This window comes from Ruminococcus flavefaciens MA2007, assembly GCF_000621845.1.
In the GTDB taxonomy this organism is placed as follows: Bacteria; Bacillota; Clostridia; order Oscillospirales; family Ruminococcaceae; genus Ruminococcus; species Ruminococcus flavefaciens_E.
Map to the genome: position 1 here is coordinate 24,238 of NZ_JHXF01000025.1, position 21,313 is coordinate 45,550.

Genomic DNA, 21,313 nt, shown 5'->3' on the forward strand with positions numbered 1-21,313 from the left:
ACTTCCTTTTATCCGTTCTTAGCCTTTATATACATTCTTATGGAGGTAAATACCATTACAGGCAGCGATATCAGCACGATAAGACCTAATATACGCCTTACCCAGTCATTGAGCTCAATTTCAGCCATTTTCAATAGTATAATGATGACTGAGCATATACTGCCTGCCAATAATGATATTATCCATGCTTTTGTCGGTTTTACATCATTCATATTACTTCTCCGCATATTCTACGGCTTCTCTCAGGTCGAGAGTGCCTTTGTATATTGACTTTCCGCAGATAGTTCCGTAAAGTCCCATTCCCTTGCAGGCGATTATATCGTCCATTGTGTGGACACCGCCGCTTGCTACGATATTGGCTCTGCCCTCGGTAGCGTCTGCAAGCTTTTTGAGCTGCTCACGGTTTACTCCCGAGAGTGTGCCGTCCTTGGATATATCGGTGAAAATGAAATACTTCACTCCTGATTCTATCATCTTGTTTGCAAGGTCGATATAGTGCACGTCGGAGCTTTCAAGCCAGCCCTCTGTAGCTACCATTTCGTTCATTGCGTCGATCCCAACGACTATCTTCTCACTGCCGAACTTTTCAACGGCTTCGCAGACAAGCTTAGGATCTTTCAGTGCTACAGAACCGAGGATAACTCTTGTGATACCCATATCGAGATACTCACGAATGGTCTGTATACTGCGGATACCGCCGCCAAGCTCTACTTTGAGGTCTGTCTTTTCGGCAACGTCTGTGTATATCTTTGTATTGACAGGTCTGCCCTCTTTTGCGCCGTCAAGGTCTACCATGTGTATCCACTGAGCGCCTGCTGCCTCGAAGCCCTTTGCAGTTTCGAGATAGTCTGAGGCTACCTTTTCAACTGTGGAAAAGTCGCCCTTGAACAGTCGAACGCAGTTGCCGTCCTTTATATCTATTGCAGGTAAAATTATCATTATTATTCTCCTTCTGCTCTGATAAGCTTCAGTAATGGATCCAGATTTTTCTTGTCCGTCCAGTCCACTTTCTTGTCCTTGACCTCCAGCATCGGACGGTCATATTCTTTAAGCTCCGCAGGATCTTTTTTCTCCAGCATTTTGATGTATAGCTTTATCATTGCCTTGTCGGAAAAGCCGAGAGCGTCCATGTTCCATGAACCGCGGTAGTAAAACAGCGGTATGTCTGCAAGCTCGCCGCCGAGATTCTTCTTTTTCAGTATATCCATTACCTCGCCGCTGTGTGGAGCAAGTCCGCAGCAATAAACGAATATCCTCTTGCCCTTTAGAGCTCCGATATTCTTTTTCAGAAATCCTATACCTGCTATCGCAGATGCATAAACGCCGCCGCCAAGAATTATCGTATCGTATTTTTCAACATCTTTTATGTCAGCTTTTTTTGTGTCGATGACCTTGAATCCTGTCTCCTCAGAGAGCCAATGTGCATACTTTGCAGAAGCTCCGTACTTAGAACGACAGAGTATTATTCCGTTCATTTTATTACCTCGTTAGTTTATTTCTTATTATTTCTGCGTATTCAGAGGAAAGTCCCATAGCTTCAAAATATTTTTCCACAGTACCGAAGCGCTCCGCGAAAAGGTCGATGAAGCAATTCATGCTCCTCGGATTGGCAAGAACTATGTTCCTGTCCACCTCGGGGTGAGCGCTGAGGAATGCCTCTAAGTTCTTGTGGTTGTACTCGCGGCTGACGACGTAATTTTCAACGATATCCTCACGCTCTGCGCCGCAGAGCAGAAGAATTATAGCTGACACGACTCCCGTTCTGTCTTTGCCTGCCGTACAGTGGAAAAGAACACCCTCTGCTGCTTCTGCAATGGTTTTCATCACCTTCGGCATACTATCAGCCGTTGCTATGTCCATGTAGGAAAGCGGTACAGCTTCAAGGCTCTCAGGTACGCCGCTGCCCTCGGTTATAGGGAAATGATGATACTCAAATCCCTCAATATCAGCAAGTCCGCAGGGCTTTCTAAGCCGCTCCTCTTCCGTGCGCATATCTATTATAGTTGTGATATGAGCAGCGCGGAGCTTCTCGGCGTCCTCTGCTGTTGGTGCCACAGGCACATCACTGCGCCAGAAAACGCCGCACTTTGTAAACCCTCCGTCAGACGTTCTTATGCCGCCCAGCTCCCTTGTATTACAGGTGCATGAAAGCAGGCTCTTGTATGTCATATAAGTCCTCCGAAGCTGCGAAGTATCTTAAGACCTGTTTCGCCGCTCTTTTCGGGGTGGAACTGTGCTCCGTAAACGTACTTCCCGTCGTAAACAAGAGCAGGAACACGTCCGCCGTACTCAACGTAGGCAGCGATATCCTTGTCCTCGCAGTGTGCCTTGTAGCTGTGAACGAAGTAAACATACTCGTTGTCGCTCACATTTGCAAGCAGCGGACAATCATTGAGCTTTTCAAGCTTGTTCCAGCCCATATGCGGGATTACAAGGTCGGGCTCTTCCATTTTGCGGACGCTGCCGCCGATAAGTCCCAGACCGTCGCACTCCTCGAACTCGTAGCCCTTGTCGAATATGAGCTGCATACCGAGGCAGATACCGAGGAACGGCTTTCTTGCGGCTTCTTCCTTGATAGTGTCCACAAGTCCTGTAGCTTCAAGCTTTTTCATAGCCGCAGGGAATGCTCCCACACCGGGAAGTATCACCGCGTCTGCTGCCTTTACGGACTCCTTGTCGCTGACGAGCTTACTTTCAAGTCCGAGGTAGTCCAGCGCGTTCTTGACGCTGAAAATATTGCCTGCGCCGTAGTCGATTATCGCTATCATCAGAGAACTCCTTTCGTGGAGAGCGTTGAGCCGTCCTTGTTCTCGGTAACGGCTGTTTTAAGAGCGTGTGCAACTGCCTTGTAGACAGCCTCTGCCTTGTGGTGGTCATTGCTGCCATAAAGCAGATTTATGTGCAGTGTCATACCCGAATTGAATGCGAATGCTCGGAAGAACTCCTCTGTCATGCAGAGGTCATAGTCTCCGCAGCTCTGATTTGTAAAATCACAGTTGAACACAAGGAAAGGTCTGTTGCTCAGGTCGAGACTTGCCATAGCAAGGGACTCGTCCATAGGGATATAAGCCGTACCGTAGCGGACTATGCCCGACTTTGTGCCGAGAGCCTGTCCCAGAGCCAGTCCCAGAGCTATACCTGTGTCCTCAATGGTGTGGTGACAGTCAACGTGCAGGTCGCCCTTTACCTTGACGGTCATGCTGATACCGCTGTGTACCGACAGCGCTGTGAGCATATGGTCGAAGAAGCCTACGCCTGTGTCGATATCAGCCTTTCCCTTTTCGTCAAGAGATACGGATATCTTTATCTGAGTTTCCTTGGTAACTCTTTCAATTTCAGCCTTGCGCATTGCAGCCGCCTCCTTTATTTTCTGAAGTAGTTTTCAAGCACTTCCATAAGACGTGCATTTTCCTCGGCGCTGCCCGATGTGATTCGTATAGCGCCCTTGAATTTTCTTATTGCGATTGAATTGTCCAGCATGAACTGATATATCTTGTCGCATTCATCTGTCTTTATGAATACAAAATTGGTGCATGGCTCATATACTTTATCAAAGCAGCCGTACTTCTTATCCAGTGCTGCGATGTCGCTGTAGAGCTTCTTTGTATTTGCAACTATAGTATTGCGGCAGTCCGCAAGATACTGCTTCTCGCTGAGTATATCCGCAACTATCGTCTGTGCCACTGTGTCGTTGTTGTATGGAGACTTGGCTGCGCGGATGGCATTGGTTATAGTCTTGTTTGCAACTGCAAAACCGAATCTTACAGCCGCCATGCCGATAGCCTTTGAGCAGGTCTTGAGGATAATAAGATTGCTGTAGTTGTTTACCTCGTCAAGGACAGACTGGTCCCAGAAGTCCATATAAGCTTCGTCAAGAATAATGAGAACGTCTTCAAGAGACTCGATTATCTTTCTTACAGAAGCTCTGTCCAGACCGAGAGATGTGGGGTTGCAGGGGTTCGAGAAGATAAGTCCCTTTGCGCCCTTTTCCTTGCAGAAAGCAATGAGCTTGTCAGGGTTTATTGTCAGGTCGGCTTCTTTCTGATAGGTCTCAACGTTTACCTCATAGAGCTGTGCGTAAAACTGATACATTGAGAAGTCGTAGGACACGTTCACTACTGTGTCCCCTGCCTCAAAGAAGCAGCCCTCGATAATGCTGATGAGCTCGTCGGAGCCGTTTCCTGCGCTGATAAGCTCCTCGGGTATGTTGTAGAGCTCCGCAAAAGCCTTTGTGGGAGCCTTTGCAAGGCAATCGGGATAGCGGTTGAAGTCTATCTGCGAAATGCTCTTTGCTATCTTTGCCTTTAAGCTGTCGCTTAAATTGAAACAGCTCTCGTTTGCGTCAAGTCTTATATCATAGTGTCCTGTTATGGGATCGTAGGGCACTAAATTTACAAGCTTTTTATTCAGTTTGTAACTCATATTTTATCCTTTCCAAAAAAACACCTATAGGGCAGCTGTATTCCAAGCCGCCCCATTGCGTGATTTAGTCTTCAAATCTTACCTTTATGGCATTGGCGTGAGCTGTAAGTCCCTCACGCTCTGCGATAAGAACGATGTCGTCCTTAGCCTTTCTGAGGGCGTCCTCAGTATAATATGTGTAAGCAGTACGCTTTGTAAAGCTTGCAACTCCGAGAGGAGAGAAGAAACGAGCTGTACCGCTTGTTGGAAGGACGTGGTTAGGTCCTGCGTAATAGTCGCCGAGTGGCTCGGAAGCATAGTGACCGAGGAATATAGAGCCTGCGTTGTCAAGGCTGCCGAGAAGCTCGAATGGGTTCTCCATAAGGACTTCAAGGTGCTCGGGAGCTATCTCGTTTGCCAGCTCTACGCACTTTTCACGGCTGTCGGCAATGATAACTGCGCCGTAGTCCTCAAGGGACTTCTCGATAATGCTCTTTCTGGAGAGATACTCCTTCTGACGGTCTATCTCCTTGATAGTCTCGTCAGCAAGCTTCTCGCTGGTTGTTACCATTATTGCAGAAGCAAGCACGTCGTGCTCTGCCTGTGACATAAGGTCGGCAGCTGCGAACTTGGGATTTGCTGTATCGTCAGCAATAACAAGTATCTCGCTTGGACCTGCTATCATGTCGATATCAACTACGCCGTAAAGAAGCTTCTTGGCTGTAGCTACATAGATGTTTCCGGGACCTACTATCTTGTCGCACTTTGGTATCTCCTCTGTGCCGTATGCAAGAGCTGCGATAGCCTGTGCGCCGCCCGAGAGGAACACTCTGTCCACGCCGCAGATAGCTGCCGCAACAAGGATATCCTTGTTCGGTGTACCGTCCTTCAGCGGAGGAGTTACCATGATTATCTCCTTGACGCCTGCAATTTTAGCAGGTATAGCGTTCATAAGAACGCTTGACGGATAAGCAGCCGTGCCGCCGGGAACATAGAGACCTACTCTGTGCAGTCCGCGGATACGCTGTCCCATTATAACGCCGTTATCCTTGGCAGAGATAAAACTCTGCTCCAGCTGTCTCTGGTGGAAATCGGCAATATTCTCCTGTGCATTCAGAAGAGCGTCAACGAACTCCTGGTCTGCCTCTGTGAGAGCGTCGTTGATGACCTCGCGTGGTACTTCGTAGTACTGGGGCAGATTGCCGTCAAATTTGAGAGTATAGCCCTTTACAGCTTCGTCGCCATTCTCCTTGACGTTCTCGATTATCTCGGAAACGACTTCTGTGACCTTCTTATTGGTCTCGCCGCTTCTCTTTTTAAGGTCACTGAGGAATGCAACTTCGTCAGTGCCGTTTGCAAATATCTTCTTCATCAGAGATTCTCCTCTATAAGTGTAATAAGTCTGTCTATTTCAGCGTGTCTCATTTTAAGGCTAACGGTGTTTGCGATAAGTCTTGCGGAGATAGGTGCAACGTCCTCGATGACTTCAAGTCCGTTCTCCCTGAGAGTAGTACCTGTCTCAACTATATCAACGATACCGTCAGCAAGTTCAAGAAGCGGTGCAAGCTCAACAGAGCCCTCTATCTTGATTATCTCGGTATCCATGCCCTTCTTCTCAAAGAAGCTTCTTGCTACATTCGGATACTTTGTAGCGATAGTCTTTATGCCGTAGCCGCTGTAGAAGTCGTAACCTTTTTTAGTTGCAAGAGCGAACTTGCATTTGCCGAATCCAAGGTCCACAAGCTCATAGAACTTGCCTTTCATCTCCATGATAGTGTCCTTGCCCACAACGCCCATGTCGCACACGCCATGCTCAACATAGGTGATAACGTCGTTTGCCTTGGCAAGTACGACTTCAAGATTTGCGTCAGGTACGGGAAGTATGAGCTTTCTGCCCTTTTCACGTACAGCTGTGCAGTCGAAGCCCAGCTTTTCAAGGAGACCAACTGTGTCCTTTTCCAGTCTGCCCTTTGTAAGAGCCATTCTTATAGGCTTGTTCATATGTTTACCTCCTTGCTCTCGCCGTCGATAACGACTACCTTTGCTATCTTCTTCTCCATAGCGTATTCACGGACACTTTCAAGGTCGTCGAAGAGAGCGTTCTCAACGATAAGTCCCTGCTCACGGAGCTCCTTTGCAGCCTTGAGAGCAGCTACCTCGCAGCCCTCCTCGGCAAATACGATAACGTCAGCCTTTGGCTCGGCAGGAAGAACGTCGCTCTTTTCCATGAGCTTTGCAACTGCGTTGATATTTACCGCAAAGCCGATAGCAGGAACGTCGTAGCCGAACTCGGAGATAAGCTTGTCGTAGCGTCCGCCCGAGAGAACCTCCTCGCCGTGTCCCTGTAAATAGCCCTTTATGATAAGACCTGTGTAGTAGTCGGTCTTGTTTACCAGTCCGAGGTCAACGGTGATAGTACCGTCGCCGCCGCAGAGCTCGGAAGCGTCTGCGTAAATATTTCTCAGCTCGTCAAGGATACGCTTGATATTGTCATCAGGCATAAGCTCCTCAGCCTTTTCAAATACTTCCTCGCCGCCGAAGAGCGCAGGAAGCTTCTTGAGGGCATTTGTAACAGGTGAATTGCCGAAGCTGTCAAGCAGGTCGTTGAGAGCAGGGAAATTCTTATTCTCGATGAGCTTTCTGATGTTTTCCTTGTCATTTTCAGAAGCGTCCAGCTTGCTGACAAGCTCCTTGAAAATACCGATATGACCGAGTTCAAGTGAGAACTCCATGCCGAAGGAGCTGAGCGAATCAACAGCTGTTGATATTACTTCAAGGTCAGCCATTTTAAGCTGAGAGCCGATAAGCTCGATACCTGCCTGTACTACCTCGTCGCTTCTGCCTTTAAGTGAGGGCTCGGTGGTGTAAACAGCCTGAGCGTAGCAGAGCTTCAGCGGAAGAACTGCGTCTCTCAGACGAGTCGCAACTATTCTTGCGATAGGCATTGTAGTATCGGGGCGCATAACGAGAAGTCTGCCCTTGCTGTCTGTCAGCTTGTACAGGTTCTCCTGCGGAAAATAGCGTGAATTAAGGTTGAATACGTCAAAGAACTCCAGACCGGGAGTGATAGTCTCACTGTAGCCGCTGCTTCTGAAAAGTCCCATGAGAGTATTCTCTATATTTCGTCTTACTATGCACTCTCCGAAGAGCAGGTCCTTTGTACCCTCGGGAGTGATAAGGTCGTAATTTTTCATAGTAACCTCCTTGGTAATCACTTTAGTCTGCTAACATGATAATATGATAACATATTACTAAGTAAAAGTCAAGTTAAAAGAAAGACATCTGTGTGGATTCGGGTAAATCACCAAACGCACCTATGCTTTTCAACATATCAATTGTAGTTTTTGACGCTCCGCTCTCGGACTGGAATTCCTCTATTGACATGAATCCGCCCTTTTGCACAGTCTCGTAAATGCCCTTGGCAGCGTTGTCTCCGACGCCGCTCATAGCTGAGAAAGGTATCCTCAGCTTACCGTCCTCTACAAGATAGTCGGTAGCGTGGGACTTGAACAGGTCGATAGGCAGGAACTCATAGCCGCGCGACATCATCTCGTTTGTAATGAGCAGGATATCGTAGAGTGCGCTGTCCTTGTTGGTCTTGTCGTTGCCCAGAGCCTTTATCTCCTCTATCTTGGCACGGACTGCGCCAATGCCTTTGACAGCAAGCTCTGCGTCGAAGTCCTCGCCTCTTACGGAGAAGTAGGTAGCATAATACTCCAGCGGCATATGGAGCTTGAACCAGCCCAGCTTGATAGCCGCGATAACGTAAGCCGCCGCGTGAGCCTTAGGGAACATATACTTTATCTTCAGACAGCTCTCGATGTACCATTCGGGTACGTTATGGTCGCGGAGCATTTGGATGATCTCAGGTGTGAACTGCTTTGGCGCTTTTCCCTTACGAGTCCACTCCATTATCTGGAAAGCCATTTTCGGCTCGACGCCCTTATATAATAAGTAGGTCATAATGGAGTCACGGGTTCCGATAACGTCGGAAATGGTGCATACGCCGTTGTCGATAAGGTCCTTGGCATTTCCAAGCCAAACGTCGGTACCGTGAGAAAGTCCCGATATCTGCAAAAAGTCGCTGAACTTAGTTGGTTTTGCGTCCAGAAGCATCTGTATGGTGAAGCCCGTGCCCATTTCGGGGATACCGAGACTTCCCGTCTTACAGTAGATGTCCTCTGGTGTAACTCCCAGCACGTCGCAGTTTGTACACATACGGATAACGTCGGGATCTGACGTGGGAACGTCCTTTATCTTGATACCCGTCAGGTCTTCAAGGTGCTTGTACAGGGTAGGAACAACGTGTCCCAGCTCGTCAAGCTTCAGTATGGTATCATGGAGGGAGTTGAACGTGAAGTGAGTTGTGATTATCTCGGAATCCGCAGTATCAGCAGGGTGCTGAACGGGAGTGAAGTCGTAAACGTCGTAGTCCGACGGTACAACGACCATTCCGCCGGGGTGCTGACCTGTGGTCCTCTTGATACCTGTACAGCCGATAGCAAGTCGGCTCATTTCCGCGTTGTTCAGCGTGATACCGTTATCCTCACAGTACTTCTTAACGTAGCCGTAGGCGGTCTTTTCCGCAACAACGGAGATAGTTCCCGCCTTGAAAACGTTGGATTTTCCGAAGAGCTTCTCTGTATAGCGATGAGCCCAGAACTGGTACTCATCGGAGAAGTTAAGGTCGATATCAGGCGCTTTATCGCCGTCGAAGCCAAGGAAGGTCTCGAAGGGGATATCGTGTCCGTCACGGTTCATGTCCTTGCCGCAGTCGGGACACTTTTTCGGCGGCAGGTCGAAGCCCGAGCCGTATACACCGTCCAGCAGGAACTCGCTGTGCTTGCAGTTGGGGCATACATAATGGGGCGGCAGAGGATTTACCTCCGAGATACCTGCCATTGAAGCCACGAATGAAGAACCAACGGAACCTCTCGAACCAACGAGATAGCCGTTCTCAACGGAGTTCCACACCAGCTTCTGGGCGATGATATAGAGCACGGAGAAGCCGTGCTTGATGATAGACGAAAGCTCACGGTCAAGGCGCTTGTCGACCAGCTCGGGGAGCGGATCACCGTATATCTCATGGGCTTTGTCGTGGGTTATCTTAACCAACTCCTCCTCTGCTCCCTCGATAGTGGGAGTAAAGGTTCCCTTTGGTATGGGGCGGACTACCTCTATCTGGTCGGCAATGGCATTGGTATTGGTGATAACTACTTCCTTTGCCTTGTCCTCGCCTAAATACGCAAACTCCGCCATCATCTCCTCGGTAGTTCTGAGGTAGAGAGGAGCCTGCTCCTCGGCGTCCTTGAAGCCCATGCTTGCAAGGATTATCTTACGGTAGATAGCGTCCTTGGGATCAATGAAGTGAACGTCGCAGGTAGCGCAGGTAGGAAGTCCCAGTCTGTCGCCCATTTCAACGATATAGCGGTTGAAATCGCGGAGCTCCTCGTCGTCCTTCGCCACGCCGTCGCGCACCATGAACTTATTGTTGCCTATGGGCTGAATCTCAAGATAGTCGTAGAACTTAGCAAGATCGTCGATGTAGTCCTGCTCGCGGATATCCAGCATAGCCTGGAATATCTCGCCGGCCTCGCAGGCGCTTCCGTAGATAAGTCCCTCGCGGTGCTCGATAAGTCTCGACTTAGGTATAAGGGGCTTTTTATAGAAGAATTCAAGGTTGCTAAGGGATACAAGTCTGTAGAGATTCTTCAGACCTGCCTGATTGCGGACAAGTATGATAAAATGGTAGCTTTTCAGCTTCTTTGTCTCTATCTCGTCCACAAGGATATTGAGCTGCTGTATGGACTTGAAGCTTCTTTCACTTTTCAGTCTACCGATAAGCTCAATGTATATCTTTGCCAGCATGAGAGCGTCGTCTGAGGCTCTGTGGTGGTCGAATTTTCCAAGTTTAAGCTGTTTTGCCACAAGGTTCAGCTTGTGACGTCCCATTTCGGGGAGCATGGACTGACACATGATAAGCGTGTCTACCCATGTGTATTCAAAATCAATGCTCTGCCTTTTGCAGACCTGATTTATCATGTTTGTATCGTAACGGGCGTTGTGAGCCACAAGAACAGGCTTGTCTCCGCAGAACTCCATGAACATACGGAGCGCCTCTGCTTCGTCGGGAGCATTTGCAACATCGGCGTCGCTTATGCCTGTGAGCTCCGTTATCCTCTCGGGAATATGAAATCCAGGGTTGACCTTGGTATTGAAGCTGTCAACTACCTGTAGATTTTTCAGCTTGACAGCGCCTATCTCGGTGAGCCTGTCGTTGCGGAAGCTGAGTCCCGTAGTCTCAACGTCGAATATGATTATCTCGTCATCAAAGGAGCGGTCATCACTGCCGTAAACTGCCATATCACGCTCTATATCGTTTACAACGTATGCCTCCATGCCGTAGATGACCTTGAAGTTCTTGGGCATATTGTACATACAGTCGGGGAAAGCCTGAACGTTGCCGTGGTCGGTTATCGCCATAGCCTGATGTCCCCAGCTTGCCGCCCTGTTGATAAGTGTAACAGGATCGGTAACAGCGTCCATAGCGGACATATTGCTGTGGCAGTGGAGCTCAACGCGCTTTTCGGGATAGTTGTCCATTTTGGGTATGCGCTTTACCTTGATAAGAGAATTTGCAGATATAACGATGTCTCGTGCATAGGAATCGTAGTCCAGCTTGCCCGATACAAGAAGAGTAGCTCCGCTCTTTATGGAGCCCAGCTTCATCTCCTCGACTTCCTCGTTCTTGGCAAATATCTTTATTTTAAGTGAGCCGCTGTAGTCGGTGATATCATAGGTGACAACGGTCTTTTCGTTGCGGACTTCTTTGAGCTCCGAAGCAAAAACGTCGCCCACAACGACAACCTTTTCGCCGAGGTGCTGTACAGCCTCGCATATCGGTATGGGCTTTTCGCGTATAGCCCTGCCCTTCACTATCTCGGCAGATTCCGCGTCGAAGTCCTTATCGAGAGCCGTAACGTCAAGTGTGGCTGTAGGGATAACGGACTTCATTTCCTCGTTCTTTATCTCGTCGGGAGTCTTATCGGGGATAAGCTGACTGCTGTAGTCGGGCATATCAGCTTCAAGGCGCTCTATCATCTTGTCGTACTGCTCCACGCTTACGGAGGTATCGCCGTCGAGGACTACCTTGACTCTTACGCCGAACTGATTGTATATCATTCGGGAAAAGCCTGTGCAGAAGTTGAACTTGTCCAGTATATCACGTCCACCGTGAACTATCCTTATGCGGAGCTCGCCGTTGCCGAGAGAAACGTCAGCGTCGTCGAGAAAGCCGTTCACCACAGGGATATCACGCTTTAACAGCTTTATGAGCTCGCCGTAGCAGTCCATGCCGAATTTCTCGGAGGGATAACGGCAGGCAAGACGCACCTGCTCCACCTTTATGGCAGCTTCCACTGCTTTTTCAAATGCGAATACATCATCACTGGGGACTACCTCGTCGAAATGTGCATGAAAACGGATAGATTCAAGATTTTCACTGTATGTGAGCTTGAAAATCTCTCCGTTCATTACGCTTTCGGGGAGCTCCGATATGTATTCCTTGAGAAATTCGGATATTTTTATCTGCATTATAAAACTCCAGTCCAAATGAATTGATCAAAGCTTGTCTATCTCCGCAAGAAGCTCGGAAACTATGTCCTCTTCCTTTATCTTACGCTGTGTCCCGTCCTTTTTGAATATGATAGCACAGCCGTCGCCGCCTGCGATACCTACATCGGCTTCGCGGGCTTCTCCGGGACCGTTTACTACACAGCCCATAACTGCAACTGTTATATCCTTGTCCATGTCCTTGACAGCTTCTTCAACCATTTTTGCAGTATTTATAAGATCGATACGTGTTCTGCCGCAGGTCGGACATGAAACTATCCTTACGCCGCCGCGCTTGCCGATACTTTTGAGGATATCCTTAGCGGCAGCTACCTCACGGACAGGATCGTCAGTAAGGGATACTCGGATCGTCTCGCCTATGCCGTCGCAGAGCAGAGAGCCGATACCAACAGCGGACTTGATAAGTCCCATGCGCTCTGTGCCTGCTTCTGTTACTCCGAGGTGGAGCGGATAATTACACTTCTGTGCAGCAAGTCTGTATGAAGCGATCATCTTGTTTACGTCAGATGACTTTATGGAAATAACTATATCGTTGAAGTCGAAACGCTCCAGCATAGCTGCGTGTCCCATAGCGCTCTCAACAAGAGCCTCGGGAGTAGGAGAGCCGTACTTGGCAAGTATCTCCTTCTCAAGTGAGCCCGAGTTTACGCCGATACGGATAGGAAGATTCCTTGCACGGCAGGCGTCAACTACTGCCTTTACTCTGTCCATGCCGCCGATATTCCCGGGGTTTATGCGTATCTTGTCAACTCCAGCCGCCGCGGACTCGATAGCCAGCTTGTAGTCGAAGTGGATATCTGCAACGAGAGGCATCTTCACAGCCTCCTTGATAGCAGGGATAAGCTTTACAGCCTCCATATTCGGGATAGCTGCGCGGATTATCTCGCAGCCTGCCTTTTCAAGCTCCACAGCCTGCTTAACGCTGCCCTCGATGTCGTCCGAGCGCATATTCAGCATGGACTGGATATATATATGCTTTCCGTCGAGGACGCAGTCCCCTACCTTTACAGGTCTGACATTTCTCATGATATCTCTCCTTACTATGTAATCGGTGAATAACGCTTAGTTGTTATTCTTGTGGTATTTCACGGGCGGCGGAACGCCGCCCCTACACTGCTTTCCAATAAAATTTACTCTCAAAGCGTGAGCTTTGCTCCGTCCTCAGTTATAACGACTTCGGGGAAAAGCTCCTTCAATTCTTCCTCATAGACAGAGGGCTCCTTTTCAGCAGGACTGTAATGCGTCAGCCACAGCCGCTTCACGTTTGCTTTTGCTGAAATGTCGCAGGCGTCCTGCATGAGCATATGACACTTTTCGTTCATGGACTCCTTTTTCTCGGGAAGTCCGTACATACCCTCACATATGAAAAGGTCGGAGCTCTCGGCAAAGCCTGCCAGCTCCGCTATCGGAAGTGTATCCGTGGTATAGGTTATCTTGATAGGAGCTCTCTTTTCTCCCGTTACTTCCTCGGGAGCTATGCTCCTGCCGTCATCAAGGGTGACAGTCTCACCTGCGTGAAGCCTTTTCCAGTACTCCACAGGGATATTCAGCGCCTTAGCGTTTTCAGGCAGGAAAGGGGGCTTTTTTTCAAGAATAAGGCTGTATCCTATACAGCCGACTCTGTGAGATAAGGGCAGAGTCCTTATTTTCAGCATGGGTTCTATCATATCCGCCGAAAACTCAGAGGGCTTGTCCTCGGGAAGTCCGTGGAGCCTTACCTCATAGGGCAGAGCTCCGCAGACGCTCATAAGACTTCGCAGAACAGGCAGACAGCTCTCAGGAGCGGCTATGTCAAGGGGCTCGGTACGGGAGCTGTTCCCGATAGAAAGCAGCAGTCCCGGAAGTCCCGTTACATGGTCTGCATGGCAGTGAGTAATGAGCAGGAGCTCTATCCTGCTCATTTTAAGTCCGTGCTTTGCAATGGCTACCTGAGTACCCTCGCCGCAGTCGATGAGGACTGCCTTTCCGTTATATTCGGCATACAGACTGGTTAGGAATCTGTCCTTCAAGGGCAGCATTCCGCCTGTTCCCAATAAGCAGATATCAGGCATTTCAACCTCCTGTAATAAGTCTTGCTATATCGTTGTAGGTTGCGAATATCATTACTCCGAAGAGGAGCACCATGCCTGCAAGATGTACGTAGCCCTCGTGCTCGGGCTTTACAGGCTTGCGGCGTACAAGCTCTATAAGGCAGAACAGCAGACGTCCGCCGTCAAGTCCCGGTATGGGAAGAAGATTGAATATACCGACATTGATAGTTATAAGCGCTGTCATGTATATCAGCTTGTAGATAGCGTCAACAATGGACTCGTTGTTCTTGGTCTGCTCGCTGATAGCCGTTACAACGCCTACAGGTCCCGAAACGTCCTCCTTGTGGAGCTGACCTGTCAGCATCTGTTTAAGTGACAGTCCAACGATATGACTCATAGACATGAAGATATCTCCCGAGCCCTTGATAACCGTGAGAGGAGTCTTATCCTTGTACACAACGCCGAAGTCGATAACTCCGCCGCCCTCAGCCTTATCCTCGAAGAATACATCGTTGAGAGTGACCTTCTTGCCGTCGCGCTTTACGACTACCTTGTGTCCCTCATTGCTTGTAATGGAATCGAAGATGTAGTTGAGGTCGAGGGTGCTGTATATCCTTGTGCCGTCAACGGAAATGAGCTTGTCGCCGTGACGGAGTCCCGATTCGTAGCTTTCGGCAAAATATGTCACTGTGCCGTCATCGTTGCGCTGACCGCTGAAGCCCTTGATAGTAGTTGTAGGCACCTGCTCCATCATGCATACAAGTATCATCAGCATGACGATACCCAGCACGAAGTTCATTGCCGCGCCTGCCACAAGAACTATCATACGTTTCCAGAGCTTTGCATTGCGGAAGCTTCGCGGATCGCTGTTGGTGGAATCCTCGCCCTCCATTGCGCAGTAGCCGCCTACAGGCAGAGCTCTCAGTGAATACTTGGTCTCGCCTTTCTGCTTCTGGAGAAGCTTAGGTCCCATACCGACTGAAAACTCCAGCACCTTTATGCCGCTGAGCTTGGCGCATATAAAATGCCCGAATTCGTGAACTGTAACTATTAGTCCGAATATAAGTATCGCAATAATAATACCCATGTTGCCTGTTCCTTTCTTAATACAGCTTATTCAGCCGCGATGCGCTCCCTGACGTATGCTCTTGCCGCAGTATCGGCTTTCATAACGTCATCATAGCTCTTTATCTCAGAGAGCCCGAACTTATCGAGAACCGACGATACCATTTCGCCTATCTCTATGAAGCGTATCTCGTCATGGAGAAATGCCTTTACTGCTTCTTCATTGGCTGAGTTTACCAGACATGGATAAGCTCCGCCGCGCTTTATAGCTTCGATAGCCGCTGACAGACACTTGAAGGTGTCGTAGTCGGGCTTCTCGAATGTGAGCTTTCCGTAATCCGTCAGTGAAAGACGTCCCGTAGGACAGCTCATTCTGTCGGGATAAAGAAGAGCGTACTGTATCGGTATCTTCATATCGGGAACGCCCATTTGTGCTATCACCGAGTAGTCGTTGTACTCAACTGCCGAGTGAACGACGCTCTGGCGGTGCACAACTATCTCTATCTGGTCGGGAGTGAGGTCAAAGAGCCATTTAGCCTCGATGAATTCAAGTCCCTTGTTCATAAGTGTAGCAGAGTCAATGGTTATTTTATTACCCATTTCCCAGTTCGGGTGGTGGAGAGCCTGAGCCTTTGTTACGCTTTTCAGCTCCTCGTAGCTTCTGCCGAAGAACGGTCCGCCCGAAGCAGTAAGGATTATCTTGCTGAGCTGTGAGCGCTTGTTGCCCTGTAAGCACTGGAATATAGCCGAATGCTCGCTGTCAACGGGGTATATCCTTACGCCCTTGTCAGCAGCCGCTTTCATTACAAGCTCGCCGCCTGCAACGAGTGTTTCCTTGTTTGCAAGTGCAAGGTCCTTTCCTGCGTCTATAGCTGTAAGTGTGGGAAGAAGTCCTACCATGCCTACAACTGAATTGAGGACGATATCAGCTTCATCAAGAGAGGCAAGCTTGCAAAGTCCCTCCATGCCGATGTAGAGCTTCACGTCAAGGTCGGAGATACGGCTTTTCAGCTCGCCGTACTTCTCCTCGTTATAGATACAAGCATATGCAGGACGGAATTTCCTTATCTGCTGCTCTAACGCCTCAACGCTGCTGTGAGCTGCAAGGGCAGCGACTTTGAGTCCGTGCTTCTCGCAGACCTCAAGGGACTGCGTACCGATAGAGCCTGTCGAACCGAGTATCGACACCGTTTTATTCATTATATTTTCCCCTTTTCACGGAAATAACTTCCGAATGGTTATTTTGTCAAAGTCCTTTATAAAATGCGAAAGGGACTATCCGTGAATAGTCCGTTTCAGAAATATCACTGTACGCCGAATATGGCGATAAATGCATAAAATGTAGGCAGCACGAAAAGAACGCTGTCAAAGCGGTCCATAAGTCCGCCGTGTCCCGGCATTATCTTTCCGTAGTCCTTGAAGCCTATCTGGCGCTTTACCATAGAAGCAGAAAGGTCGCCGACTGTGCCGATAACAGCACATACTATGCCTGTTACGCAGGCGATAACCGCACTCTTTACCGAAAAGCCATAGTAAACGGAGAATGCCACTGCATAAACAACAGCTGTAGTCACGATACCGCCCACAAGTCCTTCAATAGTCTTTTTGGGGCTTATCTCGGGACAGAGCTTATGCTTGCCTATGGCAACGCCTGTGAAGTATGCTCCAGTATCTGCTATCCATGCGCCGCAGAGTCCCATAATGAGCAGGAAAAGACCATCTTGGCTTCCAAAGCTGTCAAATTTGAGCATTGAAGTCATAGCCTGCGGTACAAGTATCATTACAGCAAGCACGAAGAATACCTGCTCATAGCGTATCTCCTTGTGCTTTCTGAGCCATGTTACGAATATAACGAACGCTGCCGCTAAAACAAAGCAGAACAGTATCAGACTATAGAATGTTTCAATTGAAGCGGACAATCCGCTTTCTGAAGTATATATTACTTCACTACGCAGATTCATAGAGTTCACTTTATACTCCGCCTCGCCGAAAACATAATACAGCATGGGTACGGCTATACCGCATAACTCGGCTGCAATAAGTATCGGGAAACACTTGTGGAGCTTTACCGCACGGATAAGCTCAAAGAGCATTACTGCTATGATAGCTGCAACTGCTATGGGCAGAACAATGGTGTCATGGAAATACAGCACTGCTCCCAGCAGTACAACGCCCACTGCTCCCGAAATGATTCGTGTAAGCATCAGACACCTCCGAAGCGGCGGTTTCTGTGAGCGTACTCGATGATAGCCTTGTCAAGCTCCTCGGGAGTGAAATCAGGCCATAAAACGTCGGTGTAGTAGAACTCCGCATAGGCGCTCTGCCATATGAGGAAGTTTGATATTCTCTGCTCGCCGCTTGGACGGATAAGCAAGTCAACATCGGGATAACCTGCTGTGTAGAGGTAATCCGAGATAGTCTGCTCTGTTATATCCTCGGGGCGTATCTCGCCCTTTGCAGCTCTTTCGGCAAGAAGCTTTGCGGCATGAGTTATCTCGTCACGTCCGCCGTAGTTTACAGCCATGAGAATGGTCATCTCATCGTAATCTGCGGAGTCAGCCTCCAGCTTTTCCATTTTTTCGCGTATATCGTCAGCGAAGGCGCTCTTGTCGCCGAGGAACACCATTCTTGTATTCTCGCTGAGGAAGTTTCTTACGTCTGCAAGATAGTCACGGAAAAGGTTCATGAGAGCTCCTACCTCTTCCTGTGAGCGCTTCCAGTTCTCGGTTGAGAACGCATAGAAGCTTATGGTTTTAAGTCCGATGTCCTTGCAGTGACGAACTATAGTACGGAAGTTCTTAGCTCCCTCACGGTGTCCGAGAGAACGTGGCAGACCGCGCTTCTTAGCCCATCTGCCGTTGCCGTCCATGATAAATGCCACATGGTCGGGGAGCTTCTCGGGGAGCACCAGTTCATTAGATTCAGATTTGTCTTTTTTTCCAAATAATGCCATATTTCACCAATTATACAGTCATGATCTCTTTTTCTTTGTCTGCTACCATCTTGTCAACTTCAGCACACATCTTGTCGGTAAGGTCCTGAACCTTCTTCTCGCAGTCCTTGAGGTCGTCCTCTGTGATCTCGGAGTTCTTCTTCATTGCCTTGTACTTCTCCATAGTGTCACGTCTGACAGAACGAACAGTTACCTTACACTCCTCGCCGTACTTCTTGATACTCTTGCAGAGCTCCTTACGGCGGTCCTCAGTGAGCTGAGGGAAAGCAAGACGGATAACGTTGCCGTCGTTTACAGGCTGGATACCGATATCTGAAGCCTGTATAGCCTTTTCGATAAGCTTCAGTGTGGACTTATCCCATGGCTGGATAACGAGAATTCTTGCCTCTGATACGGATACTGCTGCCATCTGGTTAACAGGTGTGGGAGCTCCGTAGTAATCTACCATTACCTTGTCGAGAACACCGGGGTTAGCTCTTCCTGCACGGATAGAAGCAAACTCGTTTCCGAGGGCATTGAGGCTCTTGTTCATTTTTTCCTTAGCGATGTTAAGCTGTTCTTTCATGATAGTGATTCCTTTCGTTTATCAGTCCTCGGATACTACTGTTCCGATATTAGCGCCCATTACGGCGTCATAGATATTGTCGGGACGGCTGAGATCGAATACCAGCATCTTCATGTGGTTGTCACGGCACATAGCGGCAGCAGTGCTGTCCATTACGCCGAGGTCTTCGCCGATGACCTGTGAGAAGGTAAGAGTATCGTACTTCTTGGCGTCGTCAAATTTATGCGGATCCTTGTCGTATACTCCGTCAACGAGAGTAGCTTTAAGGAGTATATCTGCGTCTATTTCAACTGAACGGAGAGCAGCTGCTGTATCTGTTGAGAAGAATGGGTTTCCTGTGCCGCAGCCGAAGATAACTATCCTGCCCTTGTCAAGATGTCTTACAGCTCTGTTGCGGATATAGGGCTCTGCAATAGCAGCCATCTGAAGAGCTGTCTGTACTCTTACTACACAGCCAAGTGATTCAAGTACATCTGCAAGTGCAAGTGCGTTCATTGTTGTAGCGAGCATTCCGATATGGTCTGCACGGGTACGGTCCATAGCTCCGCTGGAACGTCCTCTCCAGAAGTTACCGCCGCCGACAACTACAGCTACCTGAGCGCCTGCGTCAGCACACTTCTTTATGCTCTGACATATCTCTGTAACTACGTCATAGTTGAGACCTGTCTTTTTGTCGCCTGCCAGAGCCTCGCCGCTGACCTTTAATAAAATCCTTTTATACTTTGGTTCCATATAAGCACCTCACAAAAAAATATCTATAGTATATTTTACACTAATTTCATAATAATGTAAAGTATATTCTTTCAAAAAAATCATTTTTAACGAAAAATTTTACAGGAATTTTTCATTTTCAGCGGAGTATTTTTTCTCAACATATCCCATTGTATATTATGCACCAAAATGTTGAAAATTTATCGTCACGATTATTTTTTATTTTTTCTTGACAACTCCCCCTCACCGTGGTATAATATAAAAGCTGATTAATTCGGCAGTAAAAATGGAGAGGTATCGAAGCGGTCATAACGAGGCGGTCTTGAAAACCGTTTGACTTAACGGTCACGTGGGTTCGAATCCCACCCTCTCCGCCATTATTTTTTATCGGTGAGTTTCTCGCTCGTCGGTTTGCGGATTTACCCAAGTGGTGAAGGGGCTCCCCTGCTAAGGGAGTAGGTCGGGAAACCGGCGCGAGAGTTCAAATCTCTCAATCCGCGCCATACCTGCATTCTACGAATGCAGGTTTTTTATTATCTTAATTTCACCTCGTACATCATGAATTTATTATTTTTCACATAAAACAAGTATAGTTTTCATAGAAAATATGCTATACTCTTTTCAAAGGAGGCGATCAGCATGAAAAAAATGATCGGATTCAATAAGGGCGTAAACTTCGGCGGCTGGCTCTCACAGTGCGATTATTCAAAGAAGCACCTCGACACCTTTATTACTGAAAATGACTTTAAAATTGCTGCTTCATGGGGCATAGACCATATCCGCGTCCCATTTGACTATAATATCCTCGAAAACAAGGACGGCTCTTTCAGCGAGGAGGGCTTTGCTTACCTCACCATGGCTGTAAATGCCTGCAAGGCAAACGGACTCAACATTATCCTTGACCTTCACAAGACCGCAGGCTTCTCCTTCGACTACTACGGCGAGGACGAGCACGGATTCTTTGACAGCGAGCAGTATCAGGAGCGCTTCTATCGCCTTTGGGAAGAGGTCGCAAGACGCTACGGCAAGCTTGTTCCAAATGTGGCATTCGAGCTTCTCAACGAGGTAACTGACGCAGAATTCATCGACGCTTGGAACAGGATCGCTAAGGAATGTATCCGCCGCATAAGAGCTATAGCTCCCGATATCATCATACTTGTGGGAAGCTACTACAACAACAGCGCAAGCACAGTTCAGTATCTGGACGAGCCCTACGACGAGAACGTATTCTACAATATGCACTGCTATGAGCCCCTGAAGTTCACACATCAGGGCGCTTACTGGACAGACGCTATCATTCCCGAAGAGCGTATGGCTTTTGAGGCAAGCGAGACCTCTGAGAAATACTTCGAGGAGCTTTTCTCAACTGCTATAGCCAAGGCTGAAAAGCACGGCACAGGTCTTTACTGCGGAGAGTACGGCTGTATCGACGTTATCCCCCCTGAGGACACCGTCAAGTGGTACAGAACTATCAATGCCGTATTCAGAAAACACGACATTGGCAGAGCCGCATGGAACTACAAGCGCATGGACTTCGGTCTCTCAGATGACAGACTCAAGGGCGTACATGACGAGCTCGTTAAATTACTTTAATACAATCAAAACCACCCGTAAAACGGGTGGTTTGAGGAAGCCCTAGAAGGGCTTGATACGGACACTGCCCCTTAAGTGGGCTGAGAAAGGTCTGCCAACTGCATTTCATTCTCAGCTCCCCCTTAAGGGGTTTTTACTTCTTCTTATACTTTTCTCCAGTGAACGGGTCTGTTGTTTCAAACAAACTTAACTGGTCTGTCATAATATCTTCTTGCAGCTGGTTCTTTATATACTCTTCAATTTTCTTAGCATTCTTTCCTACTGTATCAACATAATATCCTGTACACCAGAAATGTCTGTTACCGTACTTATACTTCAGATTTGCATGTCGCTCAAATATCATCAATGAGCTTTTTCCTTTCA

The 21,313-nt window shown here is 48.3% G+C and carries 21 protein-coding genes and 2 tRNA genes; 3 read left to right on the plus strand and 20 right to left on the minus strand.

Going from position 1 to position 21,313, the window contains the following annotated elements:
- Positions 1-8: 8 nt before the first annotated feature.
- The 19 genes from T497_RS0110980 to pyrH all read right to left on the minus strand — a co-directional run bounded on the left by T497_RS0110980 (position 9) and on the right by pyrH (position 19,378).
- Positions 9-212 carry a hypothetical protein gene (locus tag T497_RS0110980; RefSeq protein ID WP_028515668.1) on the minus strand — a complete coding sequence of 68 codons (204 nt, stop codon included), beginning with the start codon at positions 210-212 and terminating at the stop codon, positions 9-11.
- A 1-nt stretch (position 213) separates the two neighbouring features.
- Positions 214-939 carry a 1-(5-phosphoribosyl)-5-[(5-phosphoribosylamino)methylideneamino]imidazole-4-carboxamide isomerase gene (gene hisA / locus T497_RS0110985; RefSeq protein WP_028515669.1) on the minus strand — a complete coding sequence of 242 codons (726 nt, stop codon included), beginning with the start codon at positions 937-939 and terminating at the stop codon, positions 214-216.
- A gap of 2 nt (positions 940-941) precedes the next feature.
- Positions 942-1,475, minus strand: a complete 534-nt coding sequence (locus tag T497_RS0110990) for a flavodoxin domain-containing protein (RefSeq protein WP_028515670.1) — start codon at positions 1,473-1,475, stop codon at positions 942-944.
- A 4-nt stretch (positions 1,476-1,479) separates the two neighbouring features.
- On the minus strand, positions 1,480-2,169 hold the full coding sequence (locus T497_RS0110995) for a tyrosine-protein phosphatase (protein WP_028515671.1): 690 nt from the start codon (positions 2,167-2,169) through the stop codon (positions 1,480-1,482).
- Positions 2,166-2,768 (minus strand): imidazole glycerol phosphate synthase subunit HisH, encoded by a 603-nt coding sequence (hisH, locus tag T497_RS0111000; RefSeq protein ID WP_028515672.1) that lies wholly within the window; start codon positions 2,766-2,768, stop codon positions 2,166-2,168. Before hisH ends, T497_RS0110995 begins: the two co-directional genes overlap by 4 nt.
- Positions 2,768-3,349 (minus strand): imidazoleglycerol-phosphate dehydratase HisB, encoded by a 582-nt coding sequence (hisB, locus tag T497_RS0111005; protein WP_028515673.1) that lies wholly within the window; start codon positions 3,347-3,349, stop codon positions 2,768-2,770. The genes hisH and hisB overlap by 1 nt, the downstream gene beginning before the upstream one ends.
- A 14-nt stretch (positions 3,350-3,363) precedes the next feature.
- Positions 3,364-4,422: a pyridoxal phosphate-dependent aminotransferase gene (locus T497_RS0111010; RefSeq protein ID WP_028515674.1), complete on the minus strand. Its 1,059-nt coding sequence runs from the start codon at positions 4,420-4,422 to the stop codon at positions 3,364-3,366.
- A 64-nt stretch (positions 4,423-4,486) separates the two neighbouring features.
- Positions 4,487-5,773: a histidinol dehydrogenase gene (hisD, locus tag T497_RS0111015; RefSeq protein ID WP_196243041.1), complete on the minus strand. Its 1,287-nt coding sequence runs from the start codon at positions 5,771-5,773 to the stop codon at positions 4,487-4,489.
- The gene (gene hisG, locus T497_RS0111020) at positions 5,773-6,402 is read right to left on the minus strand and encodes an ATP phosphoribosyltransferase (RefSeq protein WP_028515676.1); all 630 of its coding nucleotides are present in this window, start codon (positions 6,400-6,402) and stop codon (positions 5,773-5,775) included. The genes hisD and hisG overlap by 1 nt, the downstream gene beginning before the upstream one ends.
- Positions 6,399-7,595 carry an ATP phosphoribosyltransferase regulatory subunit gene (gene hisZ, locus T497_RS0111025; RefSeq protein WP_028515677.1) on the minus strand — a complete coding sequence of 399 codons (1,197 nt, stop codon included), beginning with the start codon at positions 7,593-7,595 and terminating at the stop codon, positions 6,399-6,401. Before hisZ ends, hisG begins: the two co-directional genes overlap by 4 nt.
- A 73-nt stretch (positions 7,596-7,668) precedes the next feature.
- Positions 7,669-11,994, minus strand: coding sequence for a PolC-type DNA polymerase III (locus T497_RS0111030; protein ID WP_028515678.1), 4,326 nt, complete (start codon positions 11,992-11,994; stop codon positions 7,669-7,671).
- Between the two features lie 27 nt (positions 11,995-12,021).
- Positions 12,022-13,059: a flavodoxin-dependent (E)-4-hydroxy-3-methylbut-2-enyl-diphosphate synthase gene (gene ispG / locus T497_RS0111035; RefSeq protein ID WP_028515679.1), complete on the minus strand. Its 1,038-nt coding sequence runs from the start codon at positions 13,057-13,059 to the stop codon at positions 12,022-12,024.
- A 110-nt stretch (positions 13,060-13,169) separates the two neighbouring features.
- Positions 13,170-14,084, minus strand: coding sequence for a ribonuclease Z (locus T497_RS0111040; RefSeq protein ID WP_028515680.1), 915 nt, complete (start codon positions 14,082-14,084; stop codon positions 13,170-13,172).
- Position 14,085: 1 nt separating this feature from the next.
- Positions 14,086-15,150 carry a M50 family metallopeptidase gene (locus T497_RS0111045; RefSeq protein WP_028515681.1) on the minus strand — a complete coding sequence of 355 codons (1,065 nt, stop codon included), beginning with the start codon at positions 15,148-15,150 and terminating at the stop codon, positions 14,086-14,088.
- 26 nt (positions 15,151-15,176) lie between these two features.
- Positions 15,177-16,328, minus strand: coding sequence for a 1-deoxy-D-xylulose-5-phosphate reductoisomerase (locus T497_RS0111050; RefSeq protein WP_028515682.1), 1,152 nt, complete (start codon positions 16,326-16,328; stop codon positions 15,177-15,179).
- 104 nt (positions 16,329-16,432) lie between these two features.
- Positions 16,433-17,332: a phosphatidate cytidylyltransferase gene (locus T497_RS0111055; RefSeq protein WP_028515683.1), complete on the minus strand. Its 900-nt coding sequence runs from the start codon at positions 17,330-17,332 to the stop codon at positions 16,433-16,435.
- Positions 17,332-18,081, minus strand: a complete 750-nt coding sequence (locus T497_RS0111060) for an isoprenyl transferase (RefSeq protein WP_028515684.1) — start codon at positions 18,079-18,081, stop codon at positions 17,332-17,334. Before T497_RS0111060 ends, T497_RS0111055 begins: the two co-directional genes overlap by 1 nt.
- Positions 18,082-18,091: 10 nt before the next feature.
- Positions 18,092-18,646 carry a ribosome recycling factor gene (frr, locus tag T497_RS0111065; protein WP_028515685.1) on the minus strand — a complete coding sequence of 185 codons (555 nt, stop codon included), beginning with the start codon at positions 18,644-18,646 and terminating at the stop codon, positions 18,092-18,094.
- A gap of 21 nt (positions 18,647-18,667) precedes the next feature.
- On the minus strand, positions 18,668-19,378 hold the full coding sequence (pyrH, locus tag T497_RS0111070) for a UMP kinase (RefSeq protein WP_028515686.1): 711 nt from the start codon (positions 19,376-19,378) through the stop codon (positions 18,668-18,670).
- Positions 19,379-19,645: 267 nt separating this feature from the next.
- Here pyrH and T497_RS0111075 point away from each other — a divergent pair.
- The 3 genes from T497_RS0111075 to T497_RS0111085 all read left to right on the plus strand — a co-directional run bounded on the left by T497_RS0111075 (position 19,646) and on the right by T497_RS0111085 (position 20,950).
- Positions 19,646-19,734: transfer RNA gene (locus T497_RS0111075), tRNA-Ser, on the plus strand.
- A 36-nt stretch (positions 19,735-19,770) separates the two neighbouring features.
- A tRNA-Ser gene (locus tag T497_RS0111080) sits at positions 19,771-19,860 on the plus strand.
- Between the two features lie 136 nt (positions 19,861-19,996).
- Complete coding sequence (locus T497_RS0111085) at positions 19,997-20,950, plus strand: glycoside hydrolase family 5 protein (RefSeq protein ID WP_028515687.1); 954 nt, start codon at positions 19,997-19,999, stop codon at positions 20,948-20,950.
- A gap of 133 nt (positions 20,951-21,083) precedes the next feature.
- Here T497_RS0111085 and T497_RS0111090 read toward each other — a convergent pair.
- Positions 21,084-21,313, minus strand: a 230-nt coding sequence (locus T497_RS0111090) for an IS200/IS605 family transposase (RefSeq protein WP_028515688.1), incomplete at its 5' end; no start/stop codon positions are given.

Coding starts and splice junctions, on each gene's coding strand:
- T497_RS0110980 (WP_028515668.1), bottom strand. CDS start 212: ATGAATGATGTAAAACCGACAAAAGCATGGATAATATCATTATTGGCA.
- hisA (WP_028515669.1), bottom strand. CDS start 939: ATGATAATTTTACCTGCAATAGATATAAAGGACGGCAACTGCGTTCGA.
- T497_RS0110990 (WP_028515670.1), bottom strand. CDS start 1,475: ATGAACGGAATAATACTCTGTCGTTCTAAGTACGGAGCTTCTGCAAAG.
- T497_RS0110995 (WP_028515671.1), bottom strand. CDS start 2,169: ATGACATACAAGAGCCTGCTTTCATGCACCTGTAATACAAGGGAGCTG.
- hisH (WP_028515672.1), bottom strand. CDS start 2,768: ATGATAGCGATAATCGACTACGGCGCAGGCAATATTTTCAGCGTCAAG.
- hisB (WP_028515673.1), bottom strand. CDS start 3,349: ATGCGCAAGGCTGAAATTGAAAGAGTTACCAAGGAAACTCAGATAAAG.
- T497_RS0111010 (WP_028515674.1), bottom strand. CDS start 4,422: ATGAGTTACAAACTGAATAAAAAGCTTGTAAATTTAGTGCCCTACGAT.
- hisD (WP_196243041.1), bottom strand. CDS start 5,773: ATGAAGAAGATATTTGCAAACGGCACTGACGAAGTTGCATTCCTCAGT.
- hisG (WP_028515676.1), bottom strand. CDS start 6,402: ATGAACAAGCCTATAAGAATGGCTCTTACAAAGGGCAGACTGGAAAAG.
- hisZ (WP_028515677.1), bottom strand. CDS start 7,595: ATGAAAAATTACGACCTTATCACTCCCGAGGGTACAAAGGACCTGCTC.
- T497_RS0111030 (WP_028515678.1), bottom strand. CDS start 11,994: ATGCAGATAAAAATATCCGAATTTCTCAAGGAATACATATCGGAGCTC.
- ispG (WP_028515679.1), bottom strand. CDS start 13,059: ATGAGAAATGTCAGACCTGTAAAGGTAGGGGACTGCGTCCTCGACGGA.
- T497_RS0111040 (WP_028515680.1), bottom strand. CDS start 14,084: ATGCCTGATATCTGCTTATTGGGAACAGGCGGAATGCTGCCCTTGAAG.
- T497_RS0111045 (WP_028515681.1), bottom strand. CDS start 15,150: ATGGGTATTATTATTGCGATACTTATATTCGGACTAATAGTTACAGTT.
- T497_RS0111050 (WP_028515682.1), bottom strand. CDS start 16,328: ATGAATAAAACGGTGTCGATACTCGGTTCGACAGGCTCTATCGGTACG.
- T497_RS0111055 (WP_028515683.1), bottom strand. CDS start 17,332: ATGCTTACACGAATCATTTCGGGAGCAGTGGGCGTTGTACTGCTGGGA.
- T497_RS0111060 (WP_028515684.1), bottom strand. CDS start 18,081: ATGGCATTATTTGGAAAAAAAGACAAATCTGAATCTAATGAACTGGTG.
- frr (WP_028515685.1), bottom strand. CDS start 18,646: ATGAAAGAACAGCTTAACATCGCTAAGGAAAAAATGAACAAGAGCCTC.
- pyrH (WP_028515686.1), bottom strand. CDS start 19,378: ATGGAACCAAAGTATAAAAGGATTTTATTAAAGGTCAGCGGCGAGGCT.
- T497_RS0111085 (WP_028515687.1), top strand. CDS start 19,997: ATGAAAAAAATGATCGGATTCAATAAGGGCGTAAACTTCGGCGGCTGG.